The organism is Devosia sp. YR412, assembly GCF_900110945.1.
Lineage (GTDB): Bacteria > Pseudomonadota > Alphaproteobacteria > Rhizobiales > Devosiaceae > Devosia.
Map to the genome: position 1 here is coordinate 245,926 of NZ_FOFL01000003.1, position 23,368 is coordinate 269,293.

Genomic DNA, 23,368 nt, shown 5'->3' on the forward strand with positions numbered 1-23,368 from the left:
CATGAGCGATCTCGACGATTTCAAAGCCACCTATTTCGACGAGTGCTCCGAACTGCTCAACGAGCTGGAGGAGCAGTTCTCCGCTATCGAGGCGGGCGAACGCGATGCGGACCGGCTCAACGCCGTGTTCCGCGCCATCCATTCGGTCAAGGGCGGCGCCGGGGCCTTCGGCTTCTCGGCGTTGGTGGGCTTTGCCCATGCCTATGAGACGCTGCTCGACTATGTGCGCGACGGCCGCATCGAGATGAGCGACGACGTCGTTACCCTGTGCATCCGCGCCAATGACATCGTCGCCGATCACGTCAAGGCGGCCCAGACGGGCGAGGCGCTGCCGGCCGATTATGGCATGGAAGAAAAAGACCGTTTCGACGCGCTGGCCCGTGGCGAGCGCGGTGGTTCGGATGACGACGAGGGCGGCGAGCCGATGGACGCCTTCGACATCGAATTCGTACCGGTGATGGTCAAACTGGGCGGCGATGAGGCCGAGGCCGACGAAGCCGAGGCGGATGACGCATTCGACGCGCCGCCGATGCAGGTCGAGCCCGGCCATTGGGAAATCCGCTTCACGCCACATCGCGCGCTCTATGCCCGCGCCAATGATCCGCTGCTGCTGTTCCGCGAATTGGCAGTGCTCGGCGATATGCATGTGCGCGCCGTGCTCGAAGAAATGCCGTCGCTGGCCGAATTCGAGCCGTTTGCGGTTTATTGCTCCTGGGAAATCACCCTGGTTTCGCCTTCGGTCACTGAGGCGATGATCCGCGAAGTGTTCGAATTCGTCGATGGCGATTGCGATATCGCGATTGCCCAGCTCGGCGCTGCTGCAGGCTTCGATATTCCGGAGCCGGTGGTTGCGGCAAAGCCTGCGCCCAAGCCGGTGGTTCTGACCGCCGACTCCGATCCGGCCGACCTGTTGGCGCTGGCCGATGATGAAGTGGCCAACCTGCTCGATTTCAGCCGCGACAGCGATGTCGCCGTGGTCCCCAAAGCCGACTTCACACCCGAACCGGAACTGGCGCCCGTCACCGTGCAGGACACTTTTGAAGAGGCGCCGGGCCTGAGCTTTGCCGAACTGGCCGAAACCATTGCCCCAAGTCCGGTTGCCAAGCCGCCGGTGCAGACGGCGGCCGTGACGCCGCTGCGCGCTGCGGCGCCAGCCGCCTCCAGCGATGGCGAAGAGAGCAGCGGCGGCAGCCGCAATGTGGGCGTGCAGTCGATCCGCGTCGATCTCGACAAGGTCGATCGCGTGGTCAACATGGTGGGCGAGCTGGTCATTACCCAGTCGATGCTGACCCAGCAGATGGATGAGACGCTGCGCGCTCGCTATACCGAGCTAGTGCGCGGTCTCGAAGTGCTGGCGCAGACCACTCGCGGGCTGCAGGACTCGGTGATGGCGATCCGCGCCCAGCCGGTCAAATCGGTGTTCTCCCGCATGCCGCGCCTGGTGCGCGAGCTGGCGACCAAGACCGGCAAGAAGATCAAGCTCGAGACGATCGGTGAGAACACCGAAATCGACAAGACGGTGATCGAGCAATTGTCCGATCCGCTCACCCACATGGTGCGCAATTCGGCCGACCACGGCATCGAAACGCCGGACAAGCGCCTGGCGCGCGGCAAGAGTGAAATTGGCACCATTCGCCTCTCGGCCGAGCAGGCCGGCGGCAATATCCTGATCATCGTCGAGGACGATGGCGGTGGCATCAACCGCGAGCGCGTACTGCAGGTAGCGCGCGACAAGGGCGTGGTGGCGCCGGACGTCAATCCGACCGACGAGCAGATCGACCAGTTGATCTTTGCGCCGGGCTTTTCGACGGCAAGCGAAGTCAGCGACATTTCCGGCCGCGGCGTCGGCATGGATGTGGTGCTGTCCAATATCAAGAAGATCGGTGGTTCGGTGCATGTCCGTTCGTGGACCGGCAAGGGCACGCGCATGACCCTGCGCCTGCCGCTGACGCTGGCGGTGCTCGACGTCATGCTGGTCAAGGTTGGCGTCTCGCCCTATGTGGTGCCGCTCTCCTCGATCGTTGAAACCATCCAGTGTTCGCGCGCCGCTTTCGAGCGGGTGCCGAGCGGTGGCCAGGTGCTGCAGGTGCGTGGCGAATATGTGCAGGTCATCGACCTGGCGCAGCGCTTTGACATGCCATCCGAAACCGATCCGGAAAACCGCTTCGTGGTGCTGTGCGAGGCCGAAGGCTCGGCCAAGGTGGCGCTGATCGTCGACGGGATCATTGGCCAGCAGCAGGTGGTGATCAAGTCGCTGGAAGAGAATTTCGAACGCGTGGACGGCATTGCCGGCGGCACGATCCTGGGCGACGGCAATGTCGCGCTGATCGTGGACGTGCAGGGCCTCAAGACCACGATGGTTCACAAGAACGCGGCCTGATCGCCGCACTAGTCAGAATGCGGCTCGCGGGCCGTTTGTAAAAGCGTAGCCGGCCAGAAGGACGGCAGAAAGGCACTAGAATGGAAGCGCTCGGTTTGCGTGACGACATGGGCGACAAGTCGGCCATTGCCGCCCAGAATTCCCTGCAGTTGATCGCCTTCTCGATCGGCGAACAGACCTATGGCGTCGAGATCACCACGGTGCGCGAAATCCGCGCCTGGGATGGCGCGACCCCACTGCCCAATACCCGCGAATTCGTGCGCGGCGTGATCAACCTGCGCGGCACGATCGTGCCGATCTTTGATCTGCGCGCCCGCTTTGGCGATGGCAAGACCTCGCCCACCAAAAACCACGTCGTGGTGGTGATGAGCGTCGGCGACAAGTGGGTCGGCATCCTGGTCGATGCGGTCAGCGACATCCTGACCGTGTCCAAGGATGACATCCATGTGGTGCCGGAAGGCAATTCGGTCGATACCGAACTGCTCAATGGTATTGTCACCCATGATGGCCGCATGGTCGGGCTGATCGACCTGCATGCCGTGGTGTCGGGCGCCAAGATGGATGCCTGAGGTATCTCCAACAGTTTGAATTGAGAAGGGCGCCGCGAGGCGCCCTTTTTGTTTGGCGGGAACGGTTTGCAGCACAGTGGAATTGATCTGGCAGTTCCACGAATGGAGACCAGCACCATGCTCGACCACACCGGAATTGTCGTGACAGACCTCGCGAAGGCCCGGCGCTTTTACGATGCGATTGCCAAGGCGCTCGGCCTCGGCACCACGACCAACAGCGACGAGTCCTTCCTATTCGGAAAAAGCGCCGAGGAGCCGATACCCTATCTGTGGATCGGCACGCTGCGGCCGAGCTATTGGGTCGAGGGCTCACGCGCCGGGATCAACCAGATGCACGTGGCTTTCGTGGCCGAGAGCAAGGCGATGGTGGATGAATTTCATCGCGCCGCGATTGCCGCGGGTGGTGTGGATCACGGCAAGCCCGGTCCACGCGAGGGGGCCGGCGATTACTATGGTGCCTTCGTGCTCGATCCGGATGGCAATAATATCGAGGCGTGTGTCCGGGGCGCAGCGGCACGCTAGGCCAAAAGAAAAGGCGCCTTACGGCGCCCTCTGTTCCAGCTTTGGCTGCTCGACCTAAAACAGGTCGACGTCGCCGTGGCTCTGGTGGGCGGCGATGCCCGAGAGCGAGGGGACGCGCAATTCGTCCAGCGTCAGGCTGCACCAGATTTCGTCATAGACGCTGTCTGGTGCCGAATGGGGCAGCAGGGCGAACTGGCGGACGGCCAATGCCATATTGTGGCAGCGCTGCTCGATACGATCCTGGCCCTGCAGGGCGGTAATGATCATCTGCGTGGCTTCGCGCACGCTCGGGTCCTTGCTGATCGACTTATCGGCCAGGAGTTGCAGCGCCTCGGTGATGCCTTCCAGCATCGAGGACGTCTGGCGCGCCGTCTCATCGAGTTCTCTCGCGAGTTTCTGCAGTGACATTGAGTGTGAAATCCTAGCCCCGATCCAGATATCCTATAGTAGTATTTCTAAAGCTCTCCTTGCCGTTTCCGGGGGCTTTGCAGTCCTCGCGCAGCGTGGTTAGCAATTGGCTAACGAGTTTTCGGCTACCATCGCGATGACTACGCTTTGGGGTTGTACATACCAAATGGCACTGCCGAATTCCTTACCCCCCGAGTTCGATCGCGGGGTGGTCACGACCGTCCACCAAGGCGACTGCCATGTTTCGAACGAAACCGACCTGACCTATTCGACGGTCTTGGGCTCCTGCATCTCGGCCTGCGTGCGCGATCGGGTCGCCAATGTCGGCGGCATGAACCACTTCCTGCTCGCCGAACAGTCGGGATCGGCCAAGGATCGCTACGGCGCTTCGGCCCGCTATGGCGCCTTCGCCATGGAGCAGTTGATCAACAAGGTGCTCACCAAGGGCACCGGCAAGAAGGCCAATCTCGAAATAAAAGTGTTTGGTGGCGGCAAGATAAACTCGGCGCTGGATGATGTGGGCCGCAAGAATATCGAATTCGTGCGGCAGTTCCTCGCCGATGAAGGCTATGCGCTGACCGGCGAAGACCTCGGTGGCAATTATGCCCGCCGCGTGCTGTTCAAGCCGCATTCCGGCCGGGTGTTCGTCAAGCGTCTCGACAGTGATGTTGGTACCAATGTGGCCCGCGAGGAAGCGGCCTTTGCCAAGCGGCGTGTTGTGGTTGCGGCACCGGTGGATGACATCGAACTATTCTGAACTTGCCGTGCCAAACAGGGACGGAAATTCATGTTCTGGCAAGCGGGCTTAGCAAAGTCTTACGCATTGGCAATAGTTTATAGGTTTGGTTAACCATTACCGGGCTAGGGTCCGGTCATGTTGCAACCGTCCTTGCTGATTTGCGGATCAGGCGCGTCATGTCCAGCCTGCGTCTAGCGCTGATCGCGGCCATACCGTGGCTCGGCGCCGTGGCGCTGGCGGCTGGACTATTGCCGGCGCTCGGCTCGGGCGTGGTCTGGCTGCTGAGCGTTGCTGCGCTGATGCTGGTGGCGCTGTCGATCATGCTCACTCTCGCCATTCGCCGCAGCCGGCAGGACAGCCATACGCTGACCATGCTGGCTTTGGCGGCCGGCCTAACAGCGCGAGCCGACGAAGTTCTGACCATCGATGGCATTATCCTGCGGCTGAGCAAGCGGCTGGAAAAGGCGCATTTGTTCAAGAGCACTATTGCAGGCCTGCAGCAACCGGCGCTGGTGGCCGACAATACGGGTGTCATCATCGCCGTCAGCCATGGCGCGACGGCGTTGGCCAAGGGGGCCGTGGAAGGCGCGACGCTCGATGCGCTGTTTGGCGCCGGTTATCTCGACAGCGGTGGCGGAGCGCCCGAGGAAAGCATGGTCACGCTGGGCGGCGGGCGCTTTGTCGTCAAGCGCCAGACCGTCGCCATGGGCTGGTATCTTTTCGAGCTGATGCCGGCGGGTCTTTACATTGAAGACGACGATCTCGATGCCTTTGTCGGTGCACTGGCCGGCGGGCAGACCGGGTTCCGTTTCGCCAAGGCTTTGGCCACGTCGCATCCGGCGCTGGTGGCGCTCAACAAGGGCATGGCCACGATCGATCATGGGCTGCGCCAATTGGAGGACGTCGCGGCCGGCGGCGACCTGCCCGATGCGCTGGATGGTCCGTTGGGCGCTTTGGCCGTGCGGCTCGATGATTTTACCCGCGCCGTGGCCGAGCAGCTCGATGAAGAGCGCGGGTTGCGTGAGGGTCTTGAGCAGCGCCTGGCTTTGGTCGGCACGCTGCTCGATGATTTCGAAGTGCGCGCGGCGCAGTATAGTGCGCAGAGCGAGGCCAATCGCGGCGATGTGGGGATGACCGGCAAGGCGCTGGCCGATGGCACCGGCCGCTTGCAGCAGGCGCGAGTAATCGGGCGAGCGGCGCAGGACGTGGCCGGCGAACTGGATCTAGCGGCACGGCGCACCCAGGCGCTGGTTGGCGATATCGACCAGATGACCCAGGACGTCGACAAGATGGTGCAGGCCATCGAGGATGTTTCCTTCCGCACCAATCTTCTGGCGCTCAACGCGGCAGTCGAGGCGGCACGGGCCGGTGAAAAGGGTGCGGGCTTTGCCGTGGTGGCCGATGAAGTGCGGCAGCTGGCGCAGATTACCAATCGTTCCGCCAAGGATATCCGCTCCGTGGTCAAGCGCGGCCGCGCACAATCGGAGACCGGAATAATGGAAGCCGAGAGTTTGCAAAAAATGATCGCAGGCCTCGACAGTCATTTACGCAATCTAAGCAATGAAACCGATACAATTGCTTTGACACTGGACGAAGGTGAAGCGGCGCTGCGGCGTCTCACCGGGCGAATGGCGTCGTTCGGCGAAGGTGTGGAGCGTATTCCGGCTCCCCTCCCCAAGCGAGCGAGGGCCTGACCCCAGCTTCGGACCGGTTGGCGAATTGGGGTGCACCGCATGGAACAGGGAGAAATCTCCCTTAGCGACCGCGAGTTTTCGCGGATCAAGAGCCGGGTCTATCAGGTAGCCGGTATCTCGCTGAGCGATGCAAAACGAACCCTGGTGATTTCGCGTCTCAGCAAGATCGTGCGGGCGCTGGGACTGCCGGGCTTTGACGCCTATATCGATTATCTCGAGCGCGGCGGCAGTGCCAGCGACGGGCAGGACTTCGTCAATGCGCTGACCACCAACCTGACGCGCTTCTATCGCGAAGACCACCACTTCGATCACCTGCGCAGTTACATCGGCACGCTGATCAGCGAAAAGCCGCGCGGCACACGGCTGCGCATCTGGTCGGCCGGCTGCTCGACAGGGCAGGAGCCCTATACGATCGGCATGGATCTGCTGGCTGCCTTTCCCGAGCTGAAACGCTGGGATTTCAAGATCCTTGCCACCGATATCGATACCGCCGTCATCGCCAAGGCGGCGGCCGGGGTCTATCCGGAGAACGAGCTCAACGGGCTCAGCGCCGAACGCGCCCGCCTGCTCGACAAGGGTGGCGACGGCACCATCCGCATTCCCGCCGCTGTCCGTGAACTCGTCTCGTTCAAGCCGCTCAATCTGATCGGGCCAGCCTGGCCGATGAAGGGGCCGTTCGACGCCGTGTTCTGCCGCAATGTGGCGATCTATTTCGACAAGCCAACGCAGGGCGAAGTGTTTGGCCGGCTTGGCAAGCTGCTGGCGCCAGAGGCCTTCCTCTATATCGGGCATTCGGAAAACCTCGGCTCGGGCGGCGACGGCTTCCGGCTGGTCGGCAAGACGATTTATCAATCCAAGCAGAAACTCAACAAACGAGAAGCAGCATGAGCATCAAGGTCCTGGTCGTCGACGATTCGGCGCTGATCCGCGAAGTGCTGACGCGCATGCTGTCCCGCGATGGCGATATCCATGTGGTCGGCACGGCAACCGACCCGATCGATGCGCGCGAAAAGATCAAGGCGCTCAACCCCGATGTGGTGACGCTTGATATTGAAATGCCCAACATGAACGGGCTGCAATTTCTCGACAAGCTGATGCGCCTGCGGCCGACGCCTGTGGTGATGGTCTCGACCCTGACCAAGAAGGGGGCCAGCGAAACCTTGCTGGCACTCGAACTGGGTGCGGTGGATTTCGTCGCCAAGCCGAGCGCGGAATTCGAAGGCGGGCTCGATGCCTTTGGCGCCAACCTGCGTGACAAGATCCGGGCGGCTGCCAAGTCGGATGTGCGTGGCCGTTCGGCCGGTCGTGCCGATGCGCCCAAGGTCGCGGTGCGCACGGCGGCGGCGCCGAGCGGTGCGCTGATCGCGATCGGTGCTTCGACCGGTGGCGTCGAAGCGATCCGTGCGGTGCTCAGCCAGATGCCGGTGGATTGCCCGCCGATCGTCATCGCCCAGCATATGCCGCCGGGCTTCACCAACCGCTTTGCCGCGCGTCTCGACGAAATTTGCGAACTGACTGTAGTGGAAGCGGAAGACCGCATGGTGCTGCAGCCGGGCCATGCTTATGTGGCCAAGGGTGACTATCACCTGCGGGTCGAGCGTTCGTCGGGCCAGCTCAAGACGCGGTTGACCCATGACGAGCTGGAAAGCGGTCATCGCCCCAGCGTCGACGTGCTGTTTGAATCTGTGGCCAAGGTGGTCGGGCCAATGGCGGTCGGGGCGATCCTCACCGGCATGGGCCGCGATGGCGCACGTGGTCTCAAGCTGATGCGGGATGCCGGTGCCTATACCGTCGGCCAGAGCCAGGCCTCGGCGCTGGTCTATGGCATGCCGCGCGTGGCCTTCGAAGAGGGTGCCGTGGTCGAGCAGGCGCCGATCGAGGCGATCGCCGGCCGGCTCGCCAATGCGCTGGTCCGCATCAAGTCCGCCGCCTAAGTACAATCCCTAATCAGTCCCGGACAATCTGGGGCTGTCGATTGATAGATTTGTAACGCTTACTGCCTAGTGTTCCAGCGAAGTCCGAGGTCAGAAGACCCCGAGCGCCAAGAAGGTGAATACGACATGCCAAAAGCCAGCGCTGTCAGCGTTCTCATCGTTGATGACCAGCAGTCCATGCGGGGTATCTGCAAGTACATCCTGACCCAGCTCGGATTCAAGGACATCATCGAGGCCAAGAGCGGCCGCGATGCCTTGGGCAAGCTGGAAAAGGCCAATGTCGATCTGATCATTTCCGACTGGAACATGGAAGATATCGACGGGCTGACCCTGCTCAAGGTAATCCGCAAGCACCCCCGCACCCAGGCCATGCCCTTCATCATGGCGACCGGCCGTTCCGACAAGGAACAGGTGAAGGAAGCCATCTCGTTTGGCGTCAACAATTACATCATCAAGCCCTTCGATGCTTCGACCATGAAGAAGCGCATCGAGGCGGTGATCGGTGCGCTGAGCTAAGCGCCTCTCACACCATGAAGTTTTGCAAAGGGTCACCCTCGGGTGGCCCTTTTGCTTTGTGCTGCTGAAAAATAAGGCAGCCGTAACCTGTGGTTAAGCCAAAATCTGTATCGTTTGCATTTATCGGTCAGGCATATTGCTTGGGAGGGCGATCGCTGCGGGGCTGCGTCAGAGGCGCAGTATCGATGCCTTCGGGAGAGGCATGCAGCGGTCCGGGACGGGTTGGAGGACCCAATGGCATTTCAGTTGAAGATTGCGCAGAAGCTGCCGCTGGCGCTGGTGGGTTCGGCGCTGCTGGTCAGCGCTGGCGTGGGTCTCGCCAGCTATCAGATCGGGCTGGGCACCGTGCAGGATCAGCGCAATCAGTCGATGGAAGCGTCCCTTACGACGGCCGTGTCGCTGGTCAGCGACTATTATGACAGTGCCGAGGTCGACCTCCGTCTCTTCGTGCAGCGCTCCGACACCGTGACGGCGATGAAGAACCTGACGCGCTCGCTGGAAGAGCTGCGCATGGGCCTCGCCGAGCGTGCCGCGCTTCAGCTGCAGACCGCCTATGTCACCGAAAACCCCGACCCGGACGATCGTGCTTCGGTCGACAGCGTCGGCGCCAAGGGCGCGACCTATGACGCGCCGCACAAGAGATTCCATCCCGGCTTCCGCACCCTGGTGCAGGAACGGCAGTATTCGGATGTGCTGCTGATCAGCACCGCGGGCGACGTGGTCTATTCCGTCGCCAAGAATACGGATTTCGCTACCAATGTGTTAACCGATGGTGACATGGCGGCGACCGGGCTGGGCGCGGCTTTTGCAGCCGCCAAGGACCTGCCGGACGGGCAGGCGGTGTTCGTCGATTATTCGAACTATGCCCCGACCGGGGTGGCTGAAAGCTTCATGGCCATGCCGGTCTACGAGAAGGAAGCGAGCACCGGCGTGATGGTGCTGGCCATTCCCAGTGATGTGCTGAGCGCCCGGATTTCGGCCTTGTCTGGGCTTGGGCTGACCGGAGAGGTGGTCGTGGTCGGCGAGGATGGCCTGCTGCGCACGGAATCCCCTCGCACCGAAGCGCCCGATGTGCTGCAGTCGACATTGACGTCGGACGTACTGGCGCGGGCCTTTGCCGGCGAAACCAGCGAAGGCATCAGCACGGATTACCGCAATGCGCCCATGGTGGTGCGGGCCGGGCCGGTCAGCGTTGGCGGCGTCACCTGGGCGGTCGCGGCGGTGCAGCCGGAGGACGAGGTCTACGCGCCGGTCAACAATATGCGCAACATGATCCTGCTGGTGGGCGGGGCGTTGCTGGCCATTGCTGCCGTGGCCGGATATTTCTTTGCCCGCTCGGTCAGCCGGCCGATCAGCCGCCTGACGACGACCATGGAGCAGTTGGCGGACGGAGATCTCGATGTCAAGGTGCGCGGCGCCGATGGCAAGGATGAGCTTGGCGCCATGGCGCGGGCCGTGGAAGTGTTCCGCGAAAACGGTCTCAAGGTTGCGGCGATGACCGAGGCCGAGGCGGTGCAGATCATCCGCAGCCAGGCCGAGCGTGCGACTATGATGCAGGACCTGCAGCGTTCGTTTGGCGCGGTGGTGGATGCGGCGATTGCCGGTGATTTCAGCGGTCGCGTCGAGGCCGAATTTCCTGACGACGAGCTCAATAACCTGGCCGGTTCTGTCAATACGCTGGTGGCGACCGTCGATCGGGGCGTCAGCGAAACCGGTGTGGTGCTGGCATCGCTGGCCGATACCGATCTCACCAAGCGGATGAGAGGCCAGTATCACGGCGCCTTCGCCCAATTGCAGGCCGATACCAATGCGGTGGCCGACAAGCTGACCGATATCGTCGGCCAGCTCAAGGACACGTCCGGCACGCTGAAGACGGCCACCGGCGAAATCCTGTCTGGCGCTAATGACCTCAGCGAGCGCACCACGCGGCAGGCGGCGACGATCGAGGAAACCTCGGCGGCGATGGAGCAGCTGGCGTCCACCGTGATGCAGAATGCCGAGCGAGCGCGCGAAGCCAGCGACGTGGCGTCTGCGGTCACACGCACCGCCGAAGAGGGCGGGCAGGTAATGCATCAGGCGACCGAGGCGATGGAGCGCATTACCCAATCGTCAGGCAAGATTTCCAACATCATCGGGCTGATCGACGATATCGCCTTCCAGACCAACCTGCTTGCTCTCAATGCTTCTGTCGAAGCCGCTCGCGCCGGCGATGCCGGCAAGGGCTTTGCCGTGGTGGCGGTGGAAGTGCGGCGGCTGGCGCAATCGGCGGCCAATGCCTCGTCCGAGGTCAAGGCCTTGATCGAACAGTCTGCGGGTGAGGTCAGGGGTGGCTCGCGCCTGGTGCTGGATGCGGCCAGCAAGCTCGAAGCCATGGTCGCCGCAGCGCGATCATCCAATGGCCTGATGAGCGGCATTGCCCGGGACAGTCGCGAGCAGGCCGGGGCGATCGAAGAGGTCAACACGGCCGTCCGCACCATGGACGAGATGACCCAGCACAATGCGGCACTGGTGGAAGAGATCAACGCGGCCATCGAGCAGACGGAGGCCCAGGCCAATGAGCTCGACCGGATCGTCGAGATTTTCATCACCGATGACCGGGCAGCGCTCTCAAACCATCAGCAGCATGGTTCACCTGTGCCGGTCAGAGCGGCGACGGACAGTGAGCGTGACGCTCGGCCCGAGCGCATTCTGGCCCGTGCTTGAGGGGCGAAGGGGCGGCGTCAGGCAAGTTGTCACGCAAAGGCTGAAAAAATAACTGCGGATTGCGCATTAATCCTCGTTCCGGGCCCTCCCGAGGCTTGGCGGAGAAGAATCGGTTAACCGCTGTGTCCTAACTTTGACGGAATTGATTGTGGATGCGCGGGAGTGAGCGCGTCCGGATCTTTGGGGGAAATGATCCATGCGTATGCTTACGGCCGTGTTCGGCAATATCCGGATGACCACGACAATTGCTGTTCTGGTGCTGGTCTCCATTATCGGGTCCATTGCTGCCGTATCGGGTGCCATCTACCTGAACCTGCATGCGCGCTCGATGGCTGACAGCACGCTGCAGCAGCAGACCAATCTGGCGGTAGCGGCGACCATTCTCGAGCGGCGGATTTCCGGTTCGGTGCTGAACTGGACCCCCGAAGGCACCATGGATGCCTTCCAGAGCTGGGCGGTGCCGCCCTTCTATGACACCGAAATCATCGACTCAGTGACCCGCGTCACCCAGCAGGATGCGACGATCTATGTGCTGGATTCGGCGACGCAGGTGCTGGTCGGCAAGACCACCAGCATTGCGGCGCCCGATGGTACCCGCGTTGCCGACCTCACCCTTGATGCCAGCAGCCCGGTGTTTGCCAGCCTGATGGCCGGCGAGCCCTTCATGGGACAGCTGCCGATCAATGGGGTGGATTATTTTGGCGCCCTGCAGCCGATCGAAAAGATGAGCGGCGAGGTGATGGGTGCGATCTTTGTCGGTACGCCGATGGCCGCGATCGAAGCCGCCGCCAACGGCGTGCTGGGCCTGATCCTGATGGTGGGTGGCGCGGTGGTCGTAGCGCTGGGCCTCGTCGGGTTTGTGCTCTCCAATGTCATCACACGGCCAATCCCCAAGCTGGCCCATTCGATGGAGACGATTGCCGAGGGCCACTACGATATCGACGTGCCCTATACCGGACTGGGCAATGAAGTGGGCGGCATGGCCCGCGCCGTGGAAGTGTTCCGCCAGAATGGATTGCGCGTTAGCCAGATGACCGAGGCCGAGGCGGCCCGGATCATTGCCGACCAGGAAAACCGGCAGCAGATGATGAGCGAGCTGCAATCGGCCTTTGGCGCGGTGGTGGATGCCGCGGTGGCCGGCGATTTCTCCAAGCAGGTTTCGGTGGAATTCCCCGATCCAGAACTCAATGCTTTGGCCGGTAGCGTCAACAATCTGGTGTCGACCTTCAATCGCGGCGTCACCGAAATTGGCCAGGTGCTGGGTGCGATGGCCGACACCGACCTGACCCAGCGTATGCATGGCGACTATGAAGGCGCCTTTGCCACGCTGAAATCCGACATCAATGCCGTGGCCGACAAGCTGACTGAAGTGATCGGCCAGCTGCGCCACACATCAGGTTCGCTGAAGACCGCGACAGGCGAAATTCTTTCGGGCGCCAATGATCTCTCGGAACGCACCACCAAGCAGGCAGCGACGATCGAGGAAACCTCTGCGGCGATGGAGCAGCTGGCATCGACGGTGATGCAGAATGCCCAGCGCGCCAAGGAGGCCAGCGCCAATGCCATGCAGGTCACCAAAACCGCCGAAGAGGGCGGTCAGGTGATGGATGCGGCAACCTCGGCGATGGAACGGATCACCCAGTCCTCGGCCAAGATTTCCAATATCATCGGCATGATCGACGATATCGCCTTCCAGACCAACCTTTTGGCGCTGAACGCCTCGGTGGAAGCAGCGCGTGCTGGCGATGCCGGCAAGGGCTTTGCGGTGGTGGCCGTGGAAGTGCGGCGGCTGGCGCAGTCTGCCGCGAGCGCTTCGTCGGACGTCAAGGCGCTGATCGAGCAGTCGGCCAATGAGGTCAGGACCGGCTCCAAGCTGGTCGGTGATGCAGCCGGCAAGCTCAAGTCCATGCTGGACGCGGCGCGGGGCAACAATGGCCTCTTGGAATCCATTGCCAATGACAGCCGCGAACAGGCTTCGGCCATCGAGGAAGTGTCCACGGCCGTCCGCACCATGGACGAGATGACCCAGCATAACGCGGCGCTGGTCGAAGAAACCAATGCGGCGATCGAGCAGACCGAGGCACAGGCCACGGAGCTCGACCGCATTGTCGAGGTGTTCCGCATCACCCAGCAGGAGGCGCCGGTTCGCGTTGCCAGGGCACCCACCCCGCCGGCTTCGGCTGCGCGCGGCCTGCAGCATCGGCTGGCCTCGGCATCGGCCAATCTCAAGAGCCACGGTAACGCCGCCATTGCGGCGGATTGGGATGAGTTCTGACGCTTCAACCGCTATACTATAGACCCCTGCGCCGGAGATGCGCGGAGGAGATTTATCAGTATAAATACTGATCTATTTGTCCGCTTGCGGACCAATAGAGAGCGTCCTGTCATGAATAACGCTTGGTTAATCCCCCGATGATAATTTCATCGGGCTGAACGCGCCTATTTTCTTAGGTGGCAGCATGGGTTTAATGGGGCCATTGGCATGCTGCAGCGCGCTGGACATATTCTGGGCAATATCAAGCTCACCACGATGATCGCCACGCTGGTGATTTCTGCCATCATCGTGTCGGTCGGGGTGATCCTTGCCGCAACCTATGTCAATTTGAGCGCATCGGCGCGCGAGAGCGCGGCAGAGGCGCAGGTCACCAGCCTCGAGATCGCCGCGACCGTGTTGCAGGGCAGCCTGCCGGGTGCCGAGGTCAAATGGACCGATGGCGGCGAGATTGCCGGTATTCACGCCTGGGCCATGCCGGCACAATTCATCGATCATACGATCGTCGATTCCATTGCCAGGATTACCGACGAAGCCGCAACGATCTTTGCCTGGGACGAGACGCAGCAAGATTTCATCCGCATGACGACAACGATTGTCGGCGCGGATGGCCAGCGCATTCTCGGTACGCCGCTGGGTCAGGCGAGCCCCGCCTATGCCGCCATGATGGCGGGTCAATCCTATTTCGGCGAGGCGACGATTGTCGGCAAGCCCTATTACACGGCCTATCAGCCCATTCTCGACCAGGCCGGCAAGCCGGTCGGCATCCTGTTCGTCGGGCTCGACCGTGGTGAGGTCGAGGCGGTGATCCACGATACCGTCAATGTGCTGCTGGTTGTCGGTGCCGTGGCGCTCATCGTGCTTGGCGCTATCGGTTATTTGATGTCGCGCCTGATGATGGCGCCCGTGCCGCGCCTGGCGCGCACCATGAAGGCCATTGCCAGGGGCGACTACGACACCGAAGTGCCCTTCACCGCTCGCGGCAATGAAGTGGGCGAGATGGCGCGTGCCGTGGAAGTGTTCCGCGAGAATGGCCTCAAGGTCAGCGCCATGAGTGACGAGGAGCGCTTGTCCAGCGAGCGCCGTGCTATCGAGCGCAGCGACATGATGGTGGCGTTGCAGGCAGCGTTCGGCGAAGTGGTCGATGCGGCCATTGCCGGCGATTTCTCCAAGCGCGTGCATGCTCAATTTCCGGATCGGGAACTGAATTCGCTGGCGCAGAGCGTCAACAATCTGGTCGAGACGGTCGATCGCGGCATTGGTGAAACCGGCCAGGTGCTCGACGCGCTGGCCAATACCGACCTGACCAAGCGCATGCATGGCGACTATCAGGGCGCTTTTGCCCGCCTCAAGACCGATACCAATGCGGTGAGCGAAAAACTGGCCGAAGTGGTCGGCAGCGCGCAGCATATCTCGGGCTCGCTGAAGCAGGCGACCGGCGAAATCCTCTCCGGCATGAACGACCTTTCCGAGCGCACCACCAAGCAGGCGGCAACGATCGAAGAGACCTCCGCTGCCATGGAGCAGCTTGCGGCCACCGTCGCCGACAATGCCCGCATGGCCGAAGACGCCAATGGCAAGGCGCAGTCGGTGTCGCAGAGTGCGGCGCAGAGCGGGCTCACCATGACCCAGGCCAACGAAGCCATGGAACGCATCACCACCAGCTCGGCCAAGATTTCCAATATCATCGGCATGATCGACGACATCGCCTTCCAGACCAATCTGCTGGCGTTGAATGCCTCGGTCGAGGCTGCCCGCGCTGGTGATGCCGGCAAGGGCTTTGCCGTGGTGGCTGTGGAAGTGCGTCGTCTGGCGCAGTCGGCGGCGAGCGCCTCGTCGGATGTGAAGGCACTGATCGAGCAGAGCGCGACCGAAGTGCGTGGCGGTTCACGCCTCGTCTCCAATGCGGCCGAACAGCTGGCGGCGATGCTCAACGCGGTCAACGAGAATGCCAGCCTGATGCAGGCCATCGCCCAGGCCAGCAAGGATCAGGCTTCGGCGATTGACGAGGTCACCATCGCCGTGCGGACGCTGGACGAGATGACCCAGCATAATGCGGCGCTGGTGGAACAGACCAATGCTGCCATCGAGCAGACCGAGGCGCAGGCTTCCGAGCTCGACAGGGTGGTGGACGTGTTCACGCTGGATGCTACGGTGAGCCGTGCGCCGACCCGCCAGATCGCGGCGGCAGCCCCGGCGGCTCCGGTGCGCAGTTCGATGCAGAAGGTGCGCTCGGCGGCCCAGTCCTATCTCAGCCATGGCAATGCGGCCATCTCCAGCGACTGGTCTGAATTCTAGAATTCATCAGTAAACGTCGAAGCAAAAAGGAGCGCCTTATGGCGCTCTTTTTATTTCCTGACAGTGGTTTAGTATTTTACCACGCATTAACCAGCTTCAGACAGTATCGAATTCGGACGCATCAATAACAACACGTGACCCTGCCGGGAATCGGGGTCGCATGAGGTAGCATGTCGTCCCACCCACCAATCTTGCTTGCCGTCAAAGCTCGCGGAGCCAGGTCTTGCCTGTTCGCTCGCGGCTCTTTGCCGTTCGGCCCCCATCTCAAACCGTCACCTGGAGCGCACCGTGACTAACCTTTTTACCGGCAGTATTGCCAGACGTCTGTATAGCCTGCTCTTCGTGTTCGCTTTGGGTTTCGTGGCCGTCGTCGGTTACCAGCTTTATGCGCTGCGGCAGAGCCTTGATCAGTTCAAGCGCACGGAGATCCAGTCAGTGGTCCAGTCCGGCGCCAGCATTGTGCAGAGCTTTTACGACCAGGCCCAGGCCGGCACCATGACGACGGAAGCCGCGCAGGCCGAAGCGCTCAATGTGCTGCGCAGCATGCGCTACCAGGGCGAGGAATATCTGTTCGTCGACAACTATGACTACGTCAACGTGATGCACAGCTACCAGCCGGAGAAGGAAGGCACCAACCGCAAGGAGGTTAAGGACGGCAATGGCAAGTTCTATCTCGACGAGATGATCACCGCCGCCAAGGCCCAGGGCTCCTATTTCGTCTCCTATGCCTTCAAGGACAAGGATGACACGTTCAAGGACAAGGTGACCTATGCCCAGGCGTTCGAGCCATGGGGCTGGGTGATTGCCTCGGGCGTGCTGATGACCACGGTGCAGGCGATCTTCTGGCAGGCCGCCATCACCAGCGCTCTGATCACACTGGGCGTGATGGTCGTGGTGCTGCTGCTGGGTGGCCTGATCGCCCGCGCCATCGGCAAGCCGATCAATGCGCTGACCGAAGACATGACAAGCATTGCTGCCAATGACTTCGATGTGGTGCTGGCTGGCCAGAACCGCCGCGACGAGATCGGCGCCATGGCCCGCGCCGTGGAAGTGTTCCGCGAGAACGGCCTCAAGGTTAGCCAGATGACCGAGGCGGAAGCTGCTCGCATCATCGCCGACCAGGCCGCGCGCCAGCAAATGATGAGCGAGCTGCAGGACGCTTTCGGCCAGGTGGTGGATGCCGCGATTGCCGGCGACTTTGCCCGCCGCGTCGAGACCGAATTCCCCGATGCCGAACTCAATGGCCTGGCACAGAGCGTCAATAGCCTCGTCGCTACCGTCGAGCGCGGTCTGGACGAAACCGGCCGCGTGTTGACGGCCCTTGCCAATACCGACCTGACCAAGCGCATGGACGGCGATTACCAGGGCGCTTTCGCGCGCCTCAAGACCGATACCAATGCGGTGGGCGACAAGCTGAGCGAAGTGGTTTCGCAGCTGCGCAACACCTCGGGTTCGCTGCGTACCGCAACCGGCGAAATCCTCGCCGGCGCCAATGACCTGTCCGAGCGCACTACTAAGCAGGCTGCGACGATCGAAGAGACCTCGGCCGCCATGGAGCAGCTGGCCTCCACCGTGCTGCAGAATGCCCAGCGCGCCAAGGATGCCAGCGTCAATGCAGCCGACGTGACCCGTACCGCCGAAGAGGGTGGTCTGGTGATGGAAAAGGCCAATGCCGCCATGGTGGCGATCGAAGCCAGCTCGGGCAAGATTTCCAATATCATCGGGCTGATCGACGATATCGCCTTCCAGACCAATCTGCTCGCCTTGAACGCTTCGGTGGAAGCCGCTCGCGCTGGCGATGCCGGCAAGGGCTTTGCCGTGGTGGCCGTGGAAGTGCGGCGCCTGGCGCAGTCGGCGGCATCTGCTTCGGCTGATGTGAAGGTGCTGATCGAACAATCGGCGACCGAAGTGGGGCTGGGCTCGCGCCTGGTTTCCGATGCGGCCGGTCGCCTCTCGGCCATGCTCGATGCCGCCCGCTCCAACAACCAGCTGATGGATGGCATTGCCCGCGAAAGCCGTGAGCAGGCCTCGGCCATCGACGAGGTCAATATCGCCGTCCGCACCATGGACGAGATGACCCAGCACAATGCGGCGCTGGTCGAGGAGATCAATGCGGCGATCGAGCAGACCGAGTCGCAGGCCAGCGCGCTGGACGAGATCGTCACCGTGTTCCACACCGGCGATCATTATGCCGCGCCACGCCGCACCAGCAATGTGGTTGCCGCACCGGTCAAGCCAGCTGGCGTCAAGCGCGCCGCACAGGCCTATCTCAGCCAGGGCAATGCGGCGATCTCCACCGACTGGAGCGAGTTCTAGCCGCTCGACTGCTCGTAAAATGAAAGGCGCCCTCCTCGCGGAGGGCGTTTTTTTATGTCCAGTCAACGACTTGGTGGACGACTTGCCGCAGCCCCCCATTCAGAAAATGTTAAACATGAATATGTCACGGCTGCTGTCGTATCGACAGGACTGACGCTGGTGCAATCGGCGGAGGAGCCCGGCCCAGTCGGTGTCATCCATCTAACGGTCCAGAATGGACTGGAGACACGAATGACCTGGCTTCTTCATCACGCAAAAATTTCATTCAAGATCGTTCTTCTGATCGCCATGCTGAGCATCGTCGGCATGGCCGGCGTGGCCATCATGGCCTTCAACTACAAGGCTGCCGACACGACCTACGGCGGCTATTTCAACGCCAGCATGAACCAGACGCTGGTGGCCCGCACCAATTCGAACCTGGCCTTCATGCTGTATGAGGCCAGCCATTACGCGGCGGTCTCGGCCGGCTCGCCTGAGCGGATCGCTACGCGCGCGGCCTTCGAAGTGCAGGTGGAAGACCTCAACCTGCGCTTTGAAGAAATCCAGACGCTGACCAATGCCTCGGCAGAGGTGCGTGACAGTTCCCGGGCGACGCTGGACAATATCATCAACATGCTGCGCAACGTGATGGACCTGGTCGATCGTGGCCAGGTTGTCGAAGCCAGCGACGTGCTGGCGCAGGCCGATACGACGATCGACGAATATGTGGCCTATGTGTCGGCGTGGATCGTCGAGAATGCCGCCATCATGGTGGCGTCGATCACCGAAATGAGCGCCGAGACCAACGGCATAATCACGACCGTATCGGCCGTGTTCCTCGGCACGATCGTGCTGGTGGTGCTGCTGGCCATGCTGGTGGCGACCCGTGGTATCACACGTCCGCTGGCGGCGCTGAGCCGAGCCATGGATGAGATCCGCGCCGCCAATTACGACGTGGAAATTCCTGGTCAGACCCGCCGCGACGAGATCGGGCCGATGGCCAAGGTCATCGTGACCTTTGCCGAGACTGGCAAGAAAATGAGCGCGATGACCGAGGCGGAAGCCGCGCGCATCGTGCAGGACGAAAAAAACCGCCAGCAGATGATGGCCGAGCTGCAGGATGCGTTCGGCGTTGTGGTCGATGCGGCGGTGGCCGGCGATTTTACCAAGCGCGTCACCGCCGAATTCCCCGATCCCGAACTCAATGCGCTGGCGCAGAGCGTCAACAACCTCGTTGGCACCGTGGATCGCGGTATCGGCGAGACCGGCCAGGTACTGGGTGCGCTGGCCAATACCGACCTGACGCAGCGCATGCAGGGCGACTATCAGGGGGCCTTTGCCCGTCTCAAGACCGATACCAATGCTGTGACCGAGACGTTGACCGAGATCGTCGGCAGCGCCCAGCATATTTCGGGCTCTCTGAAGCAGGCGACAGGCGAAATCCTCTCGGGCATGAATGACCTTTCCGAGCGCACCACCAAGCAGGCGGCGACAATCGAGGAGACCTCTGCCGCCATGGAACAACTGGCGGTGACCGTGGCGGACAATGCCCGCATGGCCGCCGATGCCAATGGCAAGGCGCAGTCGGTGTCGCAGAGTGCGGCGCAGAGCGGCGTGACCATGACCCAGGCCAACGAAGCCATGGAGCGGATCACCACCTCGTCGTCGAAGATTTCCAACATCATCGGCATGATCGACGATATCGCCTTCCAGACCAACCTGCTTGCGCTCAACGCCTCGGTGGAAGCGGCGCGGGCTGGCGATGCCGGCAAGGGCTTTGCCGTCGTGGCGGTGGAAGTGCGGCGTCTGGCGCAGTCGGCGGCGAGCGCCTCGTCGGATGTGAAGGCGCTGATCGAGCAGAGTGCGACTGAAGTTCGGGGCGGTTCGCGGCTCGTCTCTAATGCGGCTGAACAGCTTGCGGCCATGCTCAATGCCGTCAATGAGAATGCCAGCCTGATGCAGGCGATTGCTCAAGCCAGCAAGGAGCAGGCGTCGGCAATCGACGAGGTGACCATTGCGGTGCGGACGCTCGACGAAATGACCCAGCATAATGCGGCGCTAGTGGAACAGACCAATGCCGCCATCGAGCAGACCGAGGCGCAGGCCTCGGAGCTTGATCGCGTAGTCGATGTGTTCACGCTGAACAGCAGCAAGCGTAGCTCGGTTCGGCAGGTTCCGGCCGCAGCACCGGCGCAGAAGGTCAAGTCGGCGGCCCAGTCCTATCTCAGCCACGGCAATGCGGCGATTTCGGCCGACTGGAACGAATTCTAGTCTTAGAGCAATGCAGCGGCCCAGCTTCGGCGGGCCGCCGCATGACCCCTGTGCGATAGGGCCGGAAGCGGTTCCTTAACCATATGCTTTCTATGTTGGCCGCGCATCATGACCGCGGAAGAGGAGCTGCGGGCATGCCTTGGCGAAGGCAGCAGTGCCACAACTCCGGAAGACGACCTCATGACCAGCCAGCTCAAACTTGCCTTCAAACTGCCAGCCATGGTGGTAGCGATTGCTCTGGTCACCGGAGCGAGCCTGGCGCTGGCCGCCTATTTCACCTCCAATGCCATTGTCACCAGCCAGGCCGAGCAGCGCCTGACGGCGGCGAGCGCGAATGCGCGATCCTCGCTCGAAGCCTATCTCAAGGAAGTGGCCGAGGATCTGACGCTGTTCGCCGGGCGCGCGGAGATTGCTGCCAATATCGACCTGTTCTCGGGCGCCATGCGCTCGCTGAAGGGCCAGGGCGATCCGACGGCGCTGCTGCAGGACGCCTATATCACGCAGAACCCCAATCCGGTCGGCGAGCGCATGCTGCTCGACACTTCGGACAAGCTGCCGGTCTATGACCTGCACCATCGGAACCTGCATGCCGATTTCCGCGACCTGCTGGTCAAGCGCGGCTATTACGACATCTTCCTGTTCGATACCGATTTCAACAATGTCTATACGGTGTTCAAGGAAGCCGATTTCGCCACCAATTTCGCCGAGGGCGGCGGTCCCTGGGCCGATAGCGACCTGGGCAAGGTGGTGCGCTCCGCTATGGCCGCCGAAGAGGGCCAGGTCTTCCTCTCCGATTTCGCGCCCTATGGCCCCAGCGCCGGGGCACCGGCCAGCTTCATCGCGTCGCCAGTCTATGACCAGGGCTTTCTCATTGGCGTCATCGCCTTCCAGATGCCGACGGGCCGCATCGGCGAAGTGCTGGATCGCACGCTGGGCCTGGGCGATAGCGGGGAAACCTATCTCGTCGGCCAGGATGGGCTGGCGCGCAATGATTCCCCCAAGACCTCCGGCGATGACGTGCTGACGCTGTCGCTGCAGGGCGATGCAATAACGGCCGCCTTGGCGGGCACGGCAGGGCTGGGCGGCATGGCCCATCATGAGGGGCAGGCATTCGTTGCGGCCAGCCAGCCGCTGAACTTTGGCGGTGTCGACTGGGCAGTGGTGGCGCTGGAAAGCGAAGCCGATATTTCCGCGCCCTCCGCCGGGCTGCGCAATTCGCTATTGATCATCGGGTTGGTGCTGCTCGCGCTGGCAGCCATTGTCAGCGTCTTGATCGCCCGCACCATCACGCGGCCAATTTCGCGGCTGACCGATGCCATGGCCGAAATTGCCGGCGACAGACTCGACCTCGTGGTGCCGGGTCTCGAACGCTCCGACGAGCTCGGTTACATGGCCGAAGCGGTGGAAGTGTTCCGCAGCAATGGCATCAAGATGCGCGACCTGCGCACGGCCGAGCTGGACATGAGCGCCGAGCGCGCCAGCCAGGTTCTGATCATCGAGGGCCTGCAGAAGGACATCGGCAAGGTGGTCGGCGCGGCCATTGACGGTGACTTCACCGGCCGCGTGGCGACTGACCTCAACGATCCCGAACTGCGCTTGCTGGCGCAGAACGTCAACGACCTGGTGGAATCGGTTGATCGCGGGCTGACCGAAACCGGCAACGTGCTGGCCGCCCTGGCACGGGCTGATCTCAGCCAGCGCATGCAGGGTGATTACAAGGGTGCCTTTGCCCAGCTCAAGACCGATACCAATGGCGTGGCCGAGCAACTCGGTCAGATCGTCACGCAATTGCGCGGCACCTCGGGTGCGCTCAAGACGGCGACCAGCGAAATCCTCTCCGGCGCCAATGATCTCTCCGAACGCACCACGCGACAGGCGGCGACGATCGAACAGACCAGCGCCGCTATCGAGCAGCTCAGCCGCACCGTGGTCGACAATGCCGGCCATGCCGAAGAGGCCAGCCGCAAGGCGCGTGCCGTCTCCAATGATGCCGAAGCCAGTGGCGCGGTGATGGTCGAGGCGACAGCGGCGATGGACCGGATCACCCAGTCCTCTTCCAAGATTTCCAACATCATCGGGTTGATCGACGACATCGCCTTCCAGACCAACCTTTTGGCCTTGAACGCCTCCGTTGAGGCGGCCCGCGCGGGCGACGCCGGCAAGGGTTTTGCCGTGGTGGCGGTGGAAGTGCGGCGCCTGGCGCAATCGGCGGCATCGGCTTCGGCGGATGTGAAGGCGCTGATCGAGCAGAGCGCCAGCGAAGTGCAGGGCGGCAGCAAGCTGGTGGCGATTGCCGCCGAGCAAATCGCCAGCGTGCAGGCTGCAATCCGGACGAATGCTGCCATGCTTGATGGCATTGCGCGGGCCAGCCGCGACCAGGCCGCCTCGATCGACGAGGTGACGGTGGCGGTGCGGCAGATGGATGAAATGACCCAGCATAATGCGGCGCTTGTGGAGGAAACCAATGCCGCGATCGAGCAGACCGAGGCTCAAGCCTCCGAGCTTGATCGGGTGATTGGCGTGTTCACTTTGGGCGTTGCGCTACGTGATTTGCCGGAGCGCGACACTCATGCGCGAGGCATGATAAGCGGGTTGCGACAGGCCTTTGGGCAGCGCAAGGCCAGCTAAGTTACGGAAATATACGTATAAAATGGCATCCTCGGATGCCATTTTTTTTATCAGGCACCGGTTGTTGGATTTCCGTTAACCTTTGCAGCGCAGGGTCGCCATCGGGACGCAGATCAACTCAGCATTCGCCACCGGTGGG

At 62.1% G+C, this 23,368-nt stretch carries 15 protein-coding genes; 14 read left to right on the forward strand and 1 reads right to left on the reverse strand.

The features are described 5' to 3' along the window. The first annotated feature begins 1 nt into the window (after position 1). From BM045_RS12425 to BM045_RS12435, 3 genes are all read left to right on the forward strand, one after another. The gene (locus BM045_RS12425) at positions 2-2,380 is read left to right on the forward strand and encodes a chemotaxis protein CheA (protein WP_092183732.1); all 2,379 of its coding nucleotides are present in this window, start codon (positions 2-4) and stop codon (positions 2,378-2,380) included. An 80-nt stretch (positions 2,381-2,460) separates the two neighbouring features. Next, on the forward strand, positions 2,461-2,949 hold the full coding sequence (locus BM045_RS12430; RefSeq protein WP_092183734.1) for a chemotaxis protein CheW: 489 nt from the start codon (positions 2,461-2,463) through the stop codon (positions 2,947-2,949). A 117-nt stretch (positions 2,950-3,066) separates the two neighbouring features. Then, positions 3,067-3,471: a VOC family protein gene (locus BM045_RS12435; protein WP_092184181.1), complete on the forward strand. Its 405-nt coding sequence runs from the start codon at positions 3,067-3,069 to the stop codon at positions 3,469-3,471. A 54-nt stretch (positions 3,472-3,525) separates the two neighbouring features. On the opposite strand, the gene BM045_RS12440 is transcribed toward BM045_RS12435, so the two are convergent. Beyond that, entirely contained in the window at positions 3,526-3,879 is a 354-nt protein-coding gene (locus BM045_RS12440) for a hypothetical protein (RefSeq protein ID WP_092183736.1), read from the reverse strand. Between the two features lie 208 nt (positions 3,880-4,087). Between BM045_RS12440 and BM045_RS12445 the strand changes: the two genes are divergently transcribed. The 11 genes from BM045_RS12445 to BM045_RS19180 all read left to right on the forward strand — a co-directional run bounded on the left by BM045_RS12445 (position 4,088) and on the right by BM045_RS19180 (position 23,229). Further along, a complete protein-coding gene (locus BM045_RS12445; RefSeq protein WP_170848491.1) occupies positions 4,088-4,636 on the forward strand; it encodes a chemotaxis protein CheD in 549 nt (182 codons plus the stop codon). Between the two features lie 158 nt (positions 4,637-4,794). After that, complete coding sequence (locus BM045_RS12450) at positions 4,795-6,312, forward strand: methyl-accepting chemotaxis protein (protein WP_092183740.1); 1,518 nt, start codon at positions 4,795-4,797, stop codon at positions 6,310-6,312. Positions 6,313-6,351: 39 nt separating this feature from the next. After that, positions 6,352-7,200 (forward strand): CheR family methyltransferase, encoded by an 849-nt coding sequence (locus BM045_RS12455; protein ID WP_092183742.1) that lies wholly within the window; start codon positions 6,352-6,354, stop codon positions 7,198-7,200. Continuing rightward, positions 7,197-8,246, forward strand: coding sequence for a protein-glutamate methylesterase/protein-glutamine glutaminase (locus tag BM045_RS12460; protein ID WP_092183744.1), 1,050 nt, complete (start codon positions 7,197-7,199; stop codon positions 8,244-8,246). The genes BM045_RS12455 and BM045_RS12460 overlap by 4 nt, the downstream gene beginning before the upstream one ends. 126 nt (positions 8,247-8,372) lie before the next feature. Then, entirely contained in the window at positions 8,373-8,762 is a 390-nt protein-coding gene (locus tag BM045_RS12465; protein ID WP_046140872.1) for a response regulator, read from the forward strand. 234 nt (positions 8,763-8,996) lie between these two features. Continuing rightward, positions 8,997-11,465, forward strand: a complete 2,469-nt coding sequence (locus BM045_RS19175) for a methyl-accepting chemotaxis protein (RefSeq protein ID WP_092183745.1) — start codon at positions 8,997-8,999, stop codon at positions 11,463-11,465. Positions 11,466-11,661: 196 nt separating this feature from the next. Continuing rightward, positions 11,662-13,740 (forward strand): methyl-accepting chemotaxis protein, encoded by a 2,079-nt coding sequence (locus BM045_RS12475; protein WP_244522983.1) that lies wholly within the window; start codon positions 11,662-11,664, stop codon positions 13,738-13,740. Positions 13,741-13,947: 207 nt separating this feature from the next. Further along, a complete protein-coding gene (locus BM045_RS12480) occupies positions 13,948-16,035 on the forward strand; it encodes a methyl-accepting chemotaxis protein (RefSeq protein ID WP_092183747.1) in 2,088 nt (695 codons plus the stop codon). A gap of 288 nt (positions 16,036-16,323) precedes the next feature. Beyond that, positions 16,324-18,351, forward strand: a complete 2,028-nt coding sequence (locus tag BM045_RS12485; RefSeq protein ID WP_170848492.1) for a methyl-accepting chemotaxis protein — start codon at positions 16,324-16,326, stop codon at positions 18,349-18,351. Between the two features lie 231 nt (positions 18,352-18,582). Next, complete coding sequence (locus BM045_RS12490) at positions 18,583-20,601, forward strand: methyl-accepting chemotaxis protein (RefSeq protein ID WP_244522984.1); 2,019 nt, start codon at positions 18,583-18,585, stop codon at positions 20,599-20,601. Between the two features lie 180 nt (positions 20,602-20,781). Then, positions 20,782-23,229: a methyl-accepting chemotaxis protein gene (locus BM045_RS19180; protein ID WP_244522985.1), complete on the forward strand. Its 2,448-nt coding sequence runs from the start codon at positions 20,782-20,784 to the stop codon at positions 23,227-23,229. Positions 23,230-23,368: the final 139 nt, after the last annotated feature.